This window comes from Streptomyces sp. CNT360, assembly GCF_000424785.1.
The window spans coordinates 172,802-185,960 of record NZ_KE384243.1 but is presented as its reverse complement, the minus strand read 5'-3'; the positions used below and the strand labels follow the sequence as shown (position 1 = coordinate 185,960).

10 protein-coding genes and 1 pseudogene are annotated in these 13,159 nt (G+C 75.0%); 3 read left to right on the top strand and 8 right to left on the bottom strand.

Annotation, left to right across the window (positions count from 1 at the left end; translation table 11 throughout):
• Window positions 1-51 precede the first annotated feature (51 nt).
• Together H297_RS0126600 and H297_RS38615 are read left to right on the top strand one after the other, a co-directional pair.
• Complete coding sequence (locus H297_RS0126600) at window positions 52-999, top strand: alpha/beta fold hydrolase (RefSeq protein ID WP_027739529.1); 948 nt, start codon at window positions 52-54, stop codon at window positions 997-999.
• Between the two features lie 64 nt (window positions 1,000-1,063).
• Complete coding sequence (locus H297_RS38615) at window positions 1,064-1,984, top strand: CPBP family intramembrane glutamic endopeptidase (protein ID WP_486589681.1); 921 nt, start codon at window positions 1,064-1,066, stop codon at window positions 1,982-1,984.
• A gap of 37 nt (window positions 1,985-2,021) precedes the next feature.
• Here the strand turns inward: H297_RS38615 and H297_RS0126590 are convergent, their stop codons facing one another.
• The 6 genes and pseudogenes from H297_RS0126590 to H297_RS0126565 all read right to left on the bottom strand — a co-directional run bounded on the left by H297_RS0126590 (window position 2,022) and on the right by H297_RS0126565 (window position 8,369).
• Window positions 2,022-2,660, bottom strand: a complete 639-nt coding sequence (locus H297_RS0126590; protein ID WP_027739528.1) for a response regulator transcription factor — start codon at window positions 2,658-2,660, stop codon at window positions 2,022-2,024.
• A 20-nt stretch (window positions 2,661-2,680) separates the two neighbouring features.
• Window positions 2,681-4,003, bottom strand: a complete 1,323-nt coding sequence (locus H297_RS38610; protein ID WP_051352202.1) for a sensor domain-containing protein — start codon at window positions 4,001-4,003, stop codon at window positions 2,681-2,683.
• A 78-nt stretch (window positions 4,004-4,081) separates the two neighbouring features.
• Window positions 4,082-5,401, bottom strand: a complete 1,320-nt coding sequence (locus tag H297_RS38605) for an ABC transporter permease (RefSeq protein WP_037795509.1) — start codon at window positions 5,399-5,401, stop codon at window positions 4,082-4,084.
• 185 nt (window positions 5,402-5,586) lie between these two features.
• Window positions 5,587-6,381: pseudogene (locus H297_RS38600) on the bottom strand (ABC transporter ATP-binding protein); the annotation flags it as partial.
• Window positions 6,382-6,492: 111 nt separating this feature from the next.
• A complete protein-coding gene (locus tag H297_RS0126570) occupies window positions 6,493-7,173 on the bottom strand; it encodes an HAD family hydrolase (RefSeq protein ID WP_486589680.1) in 681 nt (226 codons plus the stop codon).
• Window positions 7,170-8,369, bottom strand: coding sequence for a magnesium and cobalt transport protein CorA (locus tag H297_RS0126565; protein WP_027739526.1), 1,200 nt, complete (start codon window positions 8,367-8,369; stop codon window positions 7,170-7,172). Before H297_RS0126565 ends, H297_RS0126570 begins: the two co-directional genes overlap by 4 nt.
• Before the next feature lie 249 nt (window positions 8,370-8,618).
• Here H297_RS0126565 and H297_RS38595 point away from each other — a divergent pair, with 249 nt between their 5' ends.
• On the top strand, window positions 8,619-9,176 hold the full coding sequence (locus tag H297_RS38595) for a nuclear transport factor 2 family protein (RefSeq protein ID WP_106959704.1): 558 nt from the start codon (window positions 8,619-8,621) through the stop codon (window positions 9,174-9,176).
• Here H297_RS38595 and H297_RS0126555 read toward each other — a convergent pair.
• Both H297_RS0126555 and H297_RS0126550 read right to left on the bottom strand, forming a co-directional pair.
• The gene (locus H297_RS0126555) at window positions 9,146-10,486 is read right to left on the bottom strand and encodes an NAD(P)/FAD-dependent oxidoreductase (protein ID WP_027739524.1); all 1,341 of its coding nucleotides are present in this window, start codon (window positions 10,484-10,486) and stop codon (window positions 9,146-9,148) included. The genes H297_RS38595 and H297_RS0126555 overlap by 31 nt on opposite strands.
• Window positions 10,487-10,683: 197 nt before the next feature.
• Window positions 10,684-12,816 carry a PhoX family protein gene (locus tag H297_RS0126550; protein ID WP_027739523.1) on the bottom strand — a complete coding sequence of 711 codons (2,133 nt, stop codon included), beginning with the start codon at window positions 12,814-12,816 and terminating at the stop codon, window positions 10,684-10,686.
• Window positions 12,817-13,159: the final 343 nt, after the last annotated feature.

Below are 13,159 nucleotides of genomic sequence, written 5' to 3'. Positions count from 1 at the left end.
CTCTCATGTTTGATAACGTTCTCGAAGTTGAGAACGGAGAGAGGCGGAGTCTTGCCCGACATCGAACTGACGGTCACCGCGGCCGACGGGGTCCCCCTGGCCGGCACCCTGACCCTGCCGACGGCACCCGGCCCGCACCCCGCCGTCCTGCTCCTGCACGGCTCCGGCCCGCTGGACCGCGAGGGCAACTCCCGCAAGCTGACGATGAACCTGGCCCGGCCGCTGGCCGACGCCCTCGCGGCGGAAGGCATCGCCACCCTGCGCTACGACCGGCGCGGCGTCGGTGCCACCCCGGGCAGGTGGCGCACCAGCGGCTTCACCGACAACCGCGAGGACGCCGTCGCCGCCGCCCGCGCCCTGGCGGCCCACCCCGCCGTACGCTCCGACGCGGTCGGCGTCGTCGGCCACAGCGAAGGCGCCCTGCACGCGATGGCGCTCGCCGCGCAGCAGGAGGTGCACGCCGCGGTGCTGCTCGCCGGGTACGCCCGCAAGGGCGAGGACGCCGTGCGCTGGCAGGCCCGCTCGCACTTCGGGACACTGCCCGCTCCGGCACGGCTGCTGCGCCGGCCGCTGGGCGCACTGGGCGGCCGGGCTCTCGGCCGGCTGCGCAGGACGCAGACGGACGTGGCCCGCATCGCCGGCATCCCGGTCAACGCCCGCTGGATGCGCGAGAACCTCGCCCACGACACCCGCGACGACCTCGCCGCGATCCAGGTGCCCGTGCTGGCCGTCACCGGCGCCAAGGATCTCCAGGTCGCCCCCGACGACCTGGAGGAGATGCGCCGCCTGGTCCCCAGCGGCGCCGAGGTCCACCGCGTCCCCGACCTCACCCACGTGCTGCGCCGCGACCCGGGGCCGCACAGCCTGCGCTCCTACGGGCGCCTGCTGCGGCAGCCGGTCGACCCCGAACTCCTCGCCCTCGTCGCCTCCTGGCTCGCCCCGCGGCTGGACGGGGCGGTGGACCAGGCGCCGACCGGATCGCGCGCGGACCGGCCCTGACGGCTCCGCGCCCCCGTCCCCCCGAGAACTCGTCAACCCTCACGACTGCAGAGAGCGGTGCGTCATGACAGCGTCAACCCTGAACCTCCTCGCGAAACCCCACGCCGGGCAGTCCCCCGCGGACGCGCCCCCTGCCGCCGCGCCCCGCAGCGACCTGGGCCTGTTCATGGTGCTGGCCTTCGGCGTCAGTTGGGCCTCCTGGGGCGCCGCGATGCTGCTCGGCGGGTCGGCGACGACCCCGCCCACCGCCCTGCCCTACCTGTTCGGCGCCTTCGGACCGCTGATCGCCGCCCTGGTGGTCCGGATACGCCGGCGCCGGCGCGGTGACGCCCTGCCCGAGCACGCGGTGCCCTTCCGGCGGAAGGCCCTGCTCCTGCTGCCGCTCCTCCTCATGGGCACCTCGGCGACGGTGGTTGCGGCCGCCCTGCTGTCGCAGGCGGCGGACGGCCCGGCCCTGAGCCTGCAGACCGCGGCGGACGTGATGTCGAAGGCGGGCGGGCCGGCCGCGTTCCTCGTCAGCATGGTGGTCTCCGGTCCGCTCTCGGAGGAGCCGGGCTGGCGGGGCACCGCCTACCCGCGGATGCGCGCGTCGATGGGCCGCCTCCAGGTCGGCCTGGTGCTGGGTGTCGTCTGGTCGGTGTGGCACCTGCCGCTGTTCCTCATCGACGGGACCGTGCAGAACGAGCTGGGCCTGGCCACCCCGAGCGGTGTGCTCTTCGCCGTCAGCGTCGTCCCCATGGCCATGCTGACCGCCTACGCCTACGAGCACGCCGGTGTCGTCGGCTCGATGGTCACCCACTTCGCCGCGAACACCACGATGATCCTGCTCGACGTGCACGCTCCCGTCACGCTCGCCATGGTCGTCGGCATCATGGCCGTGGTGGCCGTGGTCCTGCTGGCGACCCAGCGCTCCACTGCCGCGCGGACGGCCTCCCCCGCCCCCGCCGCCCCACGCGCCGAGTCCGGCTCCGCCGCCCGGCGCTGACCGCACCACCGCGCCGGGGGCCGGGGGCGGGGCACCGCTACCTGCCGCCCAGGTAGTGGAGGACCGCCTGGACACGGCGGTGGGTCTCGGTGGTCCGGGGGATCTCCAGCTTCTCGAAGATGGCGGCGGTGTGCTTCTCGACCGCACGCTGGGAGACCCCCATGCGCGCCGCCACCGCGGAGTTGGTGAGGCCCTCGGCCATGAGACCCAGGACCTCCCGTTCGCGGCGGGTGAGGGCGGCGAGGGTGGGACCGGCCCGCAGCAGGCGGGAGATGACGTCGGGGTCGAGCGCGGTGCCGCCCTCGACGACGCGGTGCAGGGCGTCCACGAACTCCTCGACGTCCAGGACCCGGTCCTTGAGCAGGTAGCCGATGCCGGCGGGGCCGCCCGCGAGCAGAGTGTGCGCGTAACTGGTCTCCACGTACTGGGAGAACAGCAGGATGCCGAGCCGGGGATGGCGGGCCCGCAGCAGCGCGGCCGCGCGCAGGCCCTCGTCGCGGTGGGTGGGCGGCATCCGGATGTCGGCGACGACGGCGTCGGGACGGGTCCGCTCGACCGCCGCCAACAGCGCGTCCGCGTCTCCGACAGCGGCGGCCACCTCCAGGCCCCGGTCGGTGAGCAGGCCGACGAGCCCCTCCCGTACGACGACGGCGTCCTCGGCGATCACCAGGCGCAGGGCCTGACCTGTGCGGACGCTCACGGTGTCTCCTGCTGGTGTGCGAGCGGCAGGCGGACCGTGGCTCTCGTCGGTCCCCCGGGCGGGCTGTGGAGGCTCAGTGTGCCGTCCACGGTGCGTACCCGCTCGGCGAGGCCCCGCAGTCCGGTGGAGGCGCCCGGGCCGGTGGCCTTCCCGCCGGTGGGCGCCGGTGCCGCGCCGCCCCGGCCGTCGTCCTCGACGAGAAGGACCAGCGCCCGCCCCGCCTCCTCGATCGACGCGCTGACCGTGACGCGTTCCGCGGCGGCGTGCCGGGCGGCGTTGGTCAGCAGCTCGGCCGCACAGAAGTAGGCGATGGTCTCCACCGCTTCGGGCGGCCGGGGGGCGGCCAGGAGCGCGGTCCGCAGCTCGACGCGGAGGGCGGGCGTCTCGATGTCGGAGCGCAGCGAGGCCAGGGCAGGCCCCAGGCCCTTGTCGAGGACCGGCGGATGGATGCCCCGCACGAGGTCCCGCAGGTCGCTCAGGGCGGTGCGGGCGGTGGACAGCGACTGGTCGATCAGCGTGCGGGCCCTGTCGGTGTCGGCCGGGGAGGGCTCGGGGGCGCGCAGGGCGTCCTTGGCGCGGGTGAGAGCCATGGCGAGGGCGACCAGGCGGGCCTGGGCGCCGTCGTGCAGGTCGCGTTCGATGCGGCGCAGGGTGGCGGCGGAGTCGCGGACGGCCAGGGCACGGGTCTCCTCCAGGTCCTGGACCCGGCCGGCGAGGCGGAGCGGGGCGAGCAGGGTGCGGGCCAGCAGCCGCACGAGGTCGGCCAGCCGGCGGCCCGCCCAGCCGGCGACCGCCAGCACGACCAGCCCGCAGGCGGCCACGGCGAGGACGCGCGGCCAGGTGTCGAGGGCGACGGTCCCGGTGAGCTCGATGCCGTGGTGCCCGTTCTGGCGGACCGCCCGGAACCACAGGGGGTAGGACAGCAGCGCCAGCCCGTACAGCCGCACGGGCACCTGGACGGCCAGCAGCACCACCCCGAGCGGCGCGTCGACCACCGCGAAGGCCGCACTCCGCCAGGCCGCGCCGTCGTACGCGGCGCGCAGCGGGAGGGGGCGCGGCGGTGCGGACACCCGCTCGCCCAGCAGCCCGCGCACCAGAGCCCGTTCGAGATCGGTGAGCGCGCGCACGGCTGTCAGCACGAGGGAGAGCACCGGCATCCCCACCCGCGTCACGCACAGCACCGCACCGAGCGCGACCAGCGCCAGCGCCGGCACGCCCAGCAGCGCGGGGACCAGACCGACGACCGCGTACGCGAGGGCGCGCAGCGCCGGCCGCGTCACGGGGATGCCGAGCGATTCGAGTACGGCCTTCACGGTCACAGGGCGGCTTTCATGGTCGTAGGGGCGGTCCTTCGGGCGTCCCCGGCGGCGCCGCGTCGGCTCTTTAGCACCGTACGGTCACCGGCGCAGCGCCCGGCGCAGGTGGCCCGGCACCGGGGCCAGGGTCGAGGCGAGGGCCAGCGCGAGCACCCCCGCACCGGTGCCCGCCCAGGTGCCGGCCGGCAGCGCGGTCAGGGAGGCCCCGGCGGCGTCGCCGAGCGGCAGCGTCACCGCGAGGGCCACAGCGGTGCCCACGCCGTACCCCGTGACGGCGACCGTCACCGCCTCCGTCATCCGCATCCGCACGACCTGCCCCGCCCCGGCGCCCACCGACCGCAGCAGCGCGACCTCGCGACGGCCCTCGGCGCTGAGCATCATCAGCGTGAGGGCGGCGGCCGTCGCGGCGAAGGCGGCATACAGGACGGTCGCGAACAGGTCGACCCACGGGGGGTCCGCGCTGTGCGCCAGCGCGGCCAGCTTGACCAGCGTGAACGCCACCACCAGGGCCACCGGGGCGAGGGCGGAGGAGAGCCGGCGGGCCTGCGCCCTCACCTGTGCGAGGGCCAGCTGGGCGGCGGCACCCCCGCCCAGCACCCGCGGCGCCGTCACCAGCCGTACCGGCCAGGTGAGCAGCAGCACCGCGGCACGCCCGAGGGCGGGACCCGCGCAGCCGACGGCGACGAGATGGGCGAGCAGCACCAGGGGCAGGTGCTCCCCCACGTCCTCGCGCGGCCCCGCGGCGGTGACCGCGGTCAGCACCGCGGCCCCGCACAGGGCCAGGAGCGTTCCGACGCCGCGCAGCACGCCGGTCACCGTCAGGCCCCGCCGTGCGCCGGCCGCCTCCCCCAGGGCGTCGGCCGGGCGGGCACGGGCGGCCCGGTGGGCGGCCAGTACGCCGCCGAGCTGCGAGGTGACCAGCAGCACGCCGCCCGCGGCGAGCGCGGGCGGCGCCCCGACGACGAGGGGCACCCCCTGCGGCACGAGCCCGTGCGCGGTCATCCCCGCCAGCCAGCCCCGGGCCAGCGCCCACCCGAGCAGGTAGCCCACCGGCAGGGCGGGCAGCGCCGTGCACAGCGCCTCGGCCGCGACGGTGCGCCGGATCTGCCACGGCGTCCCCCCGACCGCCCGCACCATCGCGTGCTCCTGCGTCCGCTGCGCCACCGACAGGGCCATGACCATGGCGATGAGGAACACCGACAGGTAGCCGGTCACCACGGTGAACCCGGCCCCCATGGTGGCCAGTTCCTCCCTGGCCGCGCCCGGCCGCACGCCCGAGGCCGTCCGCAGCATCGCCACGGAGGCCGTCACGACGGTGGCGGAGAGCACCAGCACCCCGAACACTCCGGCGAACGCGACGGGGCGGTGCCGCACCGAGGCCCGCGCGAGCCCGGCCGTCACCGCGCCACCTCCATACCGAGGCCCCCCGGCGCGGGACGGTCCTGCTCGGGCGGTCCGCCCGGCGGTGCGGCGAGCGCCCGCATCCGCCCCGCGATGTGTGCGGCGGCGCCGGCCACCGGTTCGGCGGCAGCCGCCCGCACGCCGCCCGCGACGTCCCCGGCACCGCTGACGGAGACGCCACCGGCGCCCGCGGTTCCGCCGTCCCCCCGTGGGACGGCGGAACCGGTGGCGGCCCGGTGCCGCGGCTTCGGCCCCGCGCCCGCGACGTACTCGTCCACCAGGCGCCCGGCGGCCAGGAAGAGCACACGGTCGGCGTACGCGGCGGCCACCGGGTCGTGGGTGACCATCAGGACCGTCGCGCCCGCCTCGTCCACCGCACGGCGCAGCAGCCGCAGCACGCCCTCCGCGGTGGCCGGATCGAGGGCGCCGGTCGGCTCGTCGGCGCAGACCAGCTCGGGCTCCGTCACCAGGGCGCGGGCCAGCGCGACCCGCTGCTGCTGCCCGCCGGACAGCTCGGCGGGGCGGCTGCGGGCGCGGTCGGCCAGGCCGACGCGGGCCAGCGCGTCCCGGGCGCGGTCCCTCCCGCCCCGGCGGGCGCGGCTGCCGGCGAGACGCAGCGGCAGCCGCACGTTCTGCTCGGCACTCAGCGCGGGCAGCAGGTTGAACGCCTGGAAGACGAAGCCGACCCGCTCGCGGCGCAGCCGGGTCAGGGCGCGCGGACCCATCCGGGTCAGCTCCTGCCCGCCGAGCCGCACGCTGCCCCCGGTCGGCCGGTCCAGGCCGACGGCACACTGGAGCAGGGTGCTCTTGCCCGACCCGGAGGGGCCCATCACCGCGGTGAAGCTCCCTCTCGGCAGCGTCACATCCACGCCGCCCAGCGCCTGCACGGCGGCGCGCCGCCGCCCGTAGCGCCGCACGACCCCCGTCATGACCAGGGCCGGTCCCCGGTTCGTCCCACCGTTGTCCTGCACGTTCACCATGGCCTCGACGCTACGGACGCGCGGGCCGCCGCAGGAGGGAGCGGCCACCCGTATCGGGGGTTCGGAAAGACCGAACCCCGGCCGGGACTCCGGCTGCGGCCGGGGCGGACGTCACCGCACCTGTTCCGCCCCCAGCAGCGGCGGGAGCTCGCTCAGTGCGGCGATCCGCAGGTCCGGGGCGGGGTCGTCGCAGCCCGCCCACAGGTGGCCCCATGGGCCGCGGGTGAGGTGGCAGGTGCGCAGGCCCGCGGCGTGGGCGGGGCCCACGTCACGGGAGGGGTGGTCGCCGACGTAGAGGGTGGCGGCGGGGTCGCTGCCGGTGGTGGCCAGAACGCGGGCGAAGAAGGCCGGTTCGGGTTTGGCGCAGCCCCACTCCTCGGAGGTGGAGACGGTGCGGGCGGGCAGCTCCATGGCGCGCAGCAGGGCGCCCGCGCGGGCCGTCTGGTTGCCGGCGACGTGCACGGCGAGCCCGGCCGCGCCCAGCGCCGCCAGGGACGGGCGGACGTCCTCGTACAGGTCGGACTCCGCCAGGTGCTCCCCGCATCCGGCAGCCTCCCGCGCGCGCCGCTCCGCGTCCACGTCCAGCCCTGGCCGGGCCAGCGGCAGCGCCTCCTGGTTGTCCCGCCCCTGGGCGACGACGGCACCGACGAGCGCGGAGAGGGTGTGCCGGGGCACGCCGAGCCAGTCGGCCCACGAGCCCCAGTACCGGTCGTCCCGGACGAGGGTCTCGCCCACGTCGAGGACGACGGTGGTGACGCCCGGCAGCGGCACGGGCGCGGCGTGCCGGTTCACAGCCAGCCGTTTCTGCGGAACGACCGGTGCATGGCCGCGCAGGCGCCGACGATGACGGCCAGCACGAGCGGGTAGCCGAACTCCCAGTGCCGCTCGGGCATGCGGTGGAAGTTCATGCCGTAGATGCCGCAGACCATGGTCGGTACGGCGACGATCGCGACCCATGCGCTGATCTTGCGCATGCCCTCGTTCTGGGCCGTGGACACCTGCGCCAGATGGGCCTGGAGGATGGAGTCGAGGAGGGAGTCGAAGGAGGCGATCTGCTCCGTGACCCGCGAGAGGTGGTCGGCGACGTCACGGAAGTACTTGCGTATCTCCGCCTCGATGAGCTGGTTGGGGCGGGAGGAGAGCAGCTCCAGCGGGCGGGCCAACGGCTGGGTGGCGCGCTTGAGTTCGAGCAGCTCGCGCTTGAGCTGGTGGATGCGGCCGGTCTCGAAGGCGCCGCCGCTCCGCGTGGAGGGCGCCTGCGGCGCGAACACGGCGCTCTCCAGGTCGTCGATGTCGGTCTGCACCTCGTCGGCGACCAGCAGGTAGTCGTCGACGACCTGGTCGGCGATCGCGTGCAGCACGGCGGCCGGGCCCCGCGCGAGCTGCTCCGGGTCGGCCTCCAGCGCCTCGCGTACGGGGCCGAGAGAGCCGTGCCCGCCGTGCCGGACGGTGATCACGAAGTCCCGTCCGGCGAAGACGACGATCTCACCGGTGTCCACCACCTCGCTGGTGGTGGACAGCACCTCGTGCTCCACGTAGCGCACCGTCTTGAAGACGGCGAACATCATCTCGCCGCCCCCGCCGCCGGGACCGCTCGACCCGTACCACTCGGCCTTCGGCCGCTGGTGCGGCTCGATCGCGTTCTCGACCGCCAGCGGGTGCAGCCCGAACAGTTCGGTGATGCCCTCGAACTCCGCCTCCGACGGCTCGTGCAGCCCGATCCACACGAACCCGCCTCCCTCGCCGCCCGCTCCGCCGGCGTCCTGCCCCGCACCCTCCTGGGCCGGTTCGCTCTTGCGGACGCAGGCCAGCGCCTCCGCGATGCCGCACTCGTCCATCAGCCGGGTGCCCTCGCCGTCGTAGGCCACGCAGCTCACCACCGAGGAGCCGAGGGGCGAGCGCGCAGGGTGGGCAAGGTCCACCCCGGGGCGCGCCAGGCGGGGCCGCACCACCCGGCGCAGGCTGCGCACCACCGGAACCGTGGGCATGGGTGCTCCTCGCATCCCTCGTCGTCGATCGGTCTCCCCCACTGTGCCCGCTATCCGGCTGCGAATGCGTGGGCCCCGCCCGTACTCCCCGGGTGGTATCGATGGTTGGCAGACGGTGCAGACGGTGCACCCTGCGGAGTAACGCGGCGTCGTCCTGAAGCCCGACGCGCCCGCACCCCGGCGGGGCCCACCCTGGGGGCGCGCACGACGACGGGGCGGCACCACCGGCTGAGAAGGGGTGAGCAGGAGATGCCCGCGACGACGGACCCGGCCACCGGCGGGCCTGCGGCACCGGCGCGAGCGGCGACGGCGCCCTCGGAACCGACCGGGCCGCAGGACCCGGCCGAGCTGACGCCGCCGGGGGAGCTGACGGAGCCAGGGGTGCTGACGGCCCCGGTGGAACCGGCGGCATTCGGCGCCCGCTGGGCCGCCGCCGAACTGCGCGGCGACACCAGGACGCTGGACACCCTGCTGACCGACGACTTCGAGGCTGTCGGCCCGCGCGGGTTCGTCCTGGACAAGCGGCAGTGGCTGGAGCGGTACGGGACCGGCGCCCTGGTGCACGACCTGTTCACCTGGCGCACCGAACGGTTACGCCGCTACGGCGACAGCGCCGTCCTCCTGGGCGTGCAGAGCCAGCAGTCCGTCCACGAGGGCCGCGACATGGACGGCCACTTCCGGGTGACGCTGCACCTGGTCTCCGCCCCCGGGCGGGGCTGGCGCCTGGCGGCCCTGCACCTCACCCCCATCCTGGACACCCCGCCCGAGTCCGCGCCTCAGGCCGTCAGTTCGCGGGCGCGTTCCTGAGTGAGGTAGGCGTCGGTGGCCTCCATGTCCTGGAGGGTGGCGGGGCGGCGGGAGAGGAAGCCGGTCCGCAGGAAGTCGTCGCCGGTCAGCGCGTTGAGGTTCCAGTTGGCGACCGTACGGGCCTTGGCGGTGAAGGTGGGCAGGGCCATCAGGTGGTAGCCGCGGGTCACGATCTGGGCGGGGAACCCGGAGATCTCGTAACCCAGGGGGCGCGCGACGGCGTCGGTGCCGCCGAGGTCGACGACCAGGCCGAGGTCCTTGTGCCGGTAGGGCGTCATGGGCACACCGCGCAGCGTGGCCATCAGGTTGCGGGCCATGTGCTTGCCCTGCCGGCTCGCGTGCTGGGCGGTGGGCGGGCAGACGGCGCCGCCGATCCTGGTCAGGTCGGGTACGGCGGCCGCGTCACCCAGCGCGTAGAGCCCCCGGTGTCCGGGCACGGTGAAGTCGGCGTTGACGACGAGCCGGCCCTTCATCGTCTCCGCGTCGAGCGTGGCGATCAGCGGGCTGGCGGCGACGCCGGCCGTCCAGATGAGGGTGCGGGAGGGCAGCACCCGGTTGTCGGTGAGGGTGATCCGCCGTTCCTCGGCCTTGGCGACGGAGACACCCAGCGACACGTCCGTGCCGCGCTCCCGCAGGATCTGCTGGGCGCGCCGCCCCAGCTTGGTGCCGAGTTCGGGCATCAGCTTGGGCGCGATGTCCAACAGGTGCCACTTGATGAGATCGGGGTCGAGCCGTGGGTAGCGGCGGGCGGCGGAGTTGGTGAGCCGTTGCAGGCAGGCGACGGTCTCGGTGCCGGCGTAGCCGCCGCCGACGACCACGAACTGGAGCCGCTCGGCCTTCTCCTGCTCGTCGGAGCAGGCCGCGGCCAGGTCCAGCTGGGCGATCACGTGGTCGCGGACGTACGCGGCCTCGGCGAGCGTCTTCATCCCGCGGGCCTGCTGGGTGAGGCCGGGGATGTCGAAGCTGCGGGTGACGCTGCCGGGGGTGAGGACCAGGTGGTCGTAGCGGTAGTTCTGCGTCTCGCCGCTGATCAGCCGGACGATGCACACCTTGTCGTGGGTGTCGATGCCGATGACCATGCCGGGGATGATCGAGGTGCGGTGCAGCAGCCGGCGCAGCGGCGGGGCGACGGACTGCGGGGTGAGCACCCCGGCCGCCACCTGGGGGAGCAGCGGCAGGTAGAGCTGGTAGCTGGCGGGGGTGACCAGCGCGATCTCCGCCTCTTCAGGACGCAGACCGCCCTCCAGCCCGCGTGCGCACTCGACTCCGGCGAAGCCGCCGCCGACGATCAGGATTCTGGTTCGCTCCATGGCTGCACCCGCAACGGTTGGCGTGCGTAAGGCGTACATGCCCGGCTTGCCGCTTCTGCTGGACACGGCGGTTTCGGGCTGTTTGTCCTCACGACAGCGTCGCACGGGCCCGCGGGCCCCGCCACCGCTCACCGGCGGCGGGGCACGGTCCGGGCGCGCCGGTCCCCTCGGGACCCGGCCGTCGCCCGGACCGGGGGCTACCGTCCGACGTCGGAACCGTCCTTCGGCCACACCGCGACCACCGAGGGCCGCACATACGCGCCGGGCCCGTCCGGCCACGTGGAGGCGGGCTTCTCGACGGAGGCGCCGTCCACCTCGCCCGGATGCTGCACGGCGACCAGCACGCGGCGGTCCTGCACCAGCGGCCCGCACGTCTCGGCCCCGGTCGGCACCGTCAGGAACTGCCGCACCTGACCCCGCCGCTCCCCGGCCGTGGCCACCCCGAACAGCCCGTCGTGGGAGCCCAGCTCGTTGCCGTCCGTGGACAGCCACAGGTTGCCGTACGCGTCGAAGGTGACGTTGTCCGGGCAGGAGATCGGGCTGACCTGGTCCTTGGGGAAGCCTCCGAAGTAGGTGCCCGGGTCCCCCGGGTCGCCGCACACCAGGAAGAGCCGCCAGGAGAACTCCGTGGACGAAGGCGCCTGGCGGCCGGAGGCCGGGGGAGCGTCCTCGCCCCGCTCGGCGAACTCCAGTACCTGCCCGTGCTTGTTGGCCTTGCGCGGGTTGGCCTCGTCCGGGCCCGCCTTCCCCGCCGCCCCGCGGTCGGTGTTGTTGGTGAGCGCCACGTACACACGGCCGGTGCGCGGGGAGGGCTCGACATCCTCGGGACGGTCCATCTTGGTGGCGCCCGCCTTGTCGGCGGCCAGCCGCGTGAAGACGTACACCTCCTCGGCGCTCATGCCCGCCACGAAGGACTTCTCGCCGCTGGCCAGCGGGATCCAGCGCCCGGTGCCGTCGAACTCGCCGTCCTCGGGCAGCGTCCCCGCCCCGTCGATCTCCCCCTCCGGACTGTCGCCGGTCAGCTGGGCGACGTACAGCGTGCCCTCGTCCAGCAGCGCGAGGTTGTGCCGCCGGTCCGCGGCGCTCCTCCCCGGCCGCATCGTCTTCTTCGAGACGAACTTGTAGAAGTAGTCGAAGCGTTCGTCGTCGCCCATGTAGACCACCGCGTGCCCGTCGCGCGTCAGCCGGGGCTGCGCCGCCTCGTGCTTGAAGCGGCCGAGCGCGGTGTGCTTGCGGGGCGTGGAGTCGGGGTCGTACGGGTCGATCTCGACGACCCAGCCGAAGCGGTGGACCTCGTTGGGCTCCTTCGTCAGGTCGAAGCGGGGATCGAACCGCTCCCAGCGCCGCTGACTGGCCCCGCCCGTCACGCCGTACCGCTTGAGGGTGGCGGCCCGCTCGGGGTCGGTGACCTGCTCGGCGTGGGCGAAGTACTGGTTGAAGTTCTCCTCGCCCGAGAGCACCGTGCCCCACGGGGTGGTGCCGCCCGAACAGTTGTTGAGGGTGCCCAGCACCCGGCGCCCGCCCGGGTCCGCCGTGGTGCGCAGCAGCGCGCTGCCGGCGGCCGGACCGGTCACCTCGAACGGTGTGGTGACGGTGATCCGCCGGTTGAGCGGATGCCGCGGTACGGCCCGCAGCGCGCCCGTCCGGCGCTCCCCGGCGACGGCCACCACCGACAGGCCCATCGCCGCCCAGGCGATCTCCACCTGTTCACGGGTCGGCTCCTGCGGGTCGTACCCCGCGAACATCAGCTCCTCGTTCGTGTACTCGTGGTTGGCGACCAGGAGCTGGTCGGCGCCGCCGGAGTGGCCGCCGTGCCGGGCGCGGAGCGGCAGCAGCGTGAGGAAGTCGTTGTTGTAGCCGAACTGCCCTGCTTGCGCCTTCGCGCTCTGCCGCCTGGGATCGAAGGCGGGGGCCCCGCGCAGAATCGGTTCCCCCCACCGGATGACCACGTTCTGCCCGTACCCCGCGGGGACGGTCACCGCATCCGCCGTGTTCGGCTCCACAGGCGTGAAGCGGAGCCCCTTCGCCGCCTTCCCGTGGACGCCGCTCCTGCCCGCCGGGTGCCCCGCGTCCGCCGTCGGTCCAGCGGCGGAGGCGGGCGCCGCGCCGGGGCCGGAGGCCAGGCCGGTGCCGACCGCCGCCGCCCCCACGACGGCGCCGGCCCGCAGCATCGAACGGCGCGAGAGCGCGCGGGCGATGACGTCCCCCGCGTAACTGTTCGCGCTGGTGTTGGGCACCTCGTGGAAGCAGGCGTCCCCGCAGCGGTAGCGGCAGGTCATCGCGGATCTGCCACCCGGGTGCGCGGTGAGCAGCGGCAGCGGTTTTCGCATCGTCGTTCCTCCGGTTCGTGCGCTCGTGCGCCGTACGCCGCCGTGACGCTAGAGCCGCGGGTGCGCCGCGGAGCGACACCGGAATGAACCCCGGATGAACACACCACCGGACGCGCACGCGCCCCCGTTAGCACGGGCCGCCGGACGCGCACCCGACACGCAGGCCACCAGGACCCTCGCGCCACCGGACGCACATGAGACGCACAGGCCGCCGAACGGGCACCCGCCACCGGACGCCCCCGGACGCACAGCCGCTGAGCCCCCTCGCGCCACGGACGCCTCATCGACGCACGAGCTGCCGGGCGCCCCGGCAGGGGCGTACCGGACGCACAGATTGCCGGAC

Bases quoted from the DNA above. Each gene is read 5' to 3' on its own strand.
- H297_RS38615 (WP_486589681.1), top strand. From the start codon at position 1,064: ATGACAGCGTCAACCCTGAACCTCCTCGCGAAACCCCACGCCGGGCAG.
- H297_RS0126565 (WP_027739526.1), bottom strand. From the start codon at position 8,369: ATGCCCACGGTTCCGGTGGTGCGCAGCCTGCGCCGGGTGGTGCGGCCC.
- H297_RS38595 (WP_106959704.1), top strand. From the start codon at position 8,619: ATGCCCGCGACGACGGACCCGGCCACCGGCGGGCCTGCGGCACCGGCG.
- H297_RS0126555 (WP_027739524.1), bottom strand. From the start codon at position 10,486: ATGGAGCGAACCAGAATCCTGATCGTCGGCGGCGGCTTCGCCGGAGTC.
- H297_RS0126550 (WP_027739523.1), bottom strand. From the start codon at position 12,816: ATGCGAAAACCGCTGCCGCTGCTCACCGCGCACCCGGGTGGCAGATCC.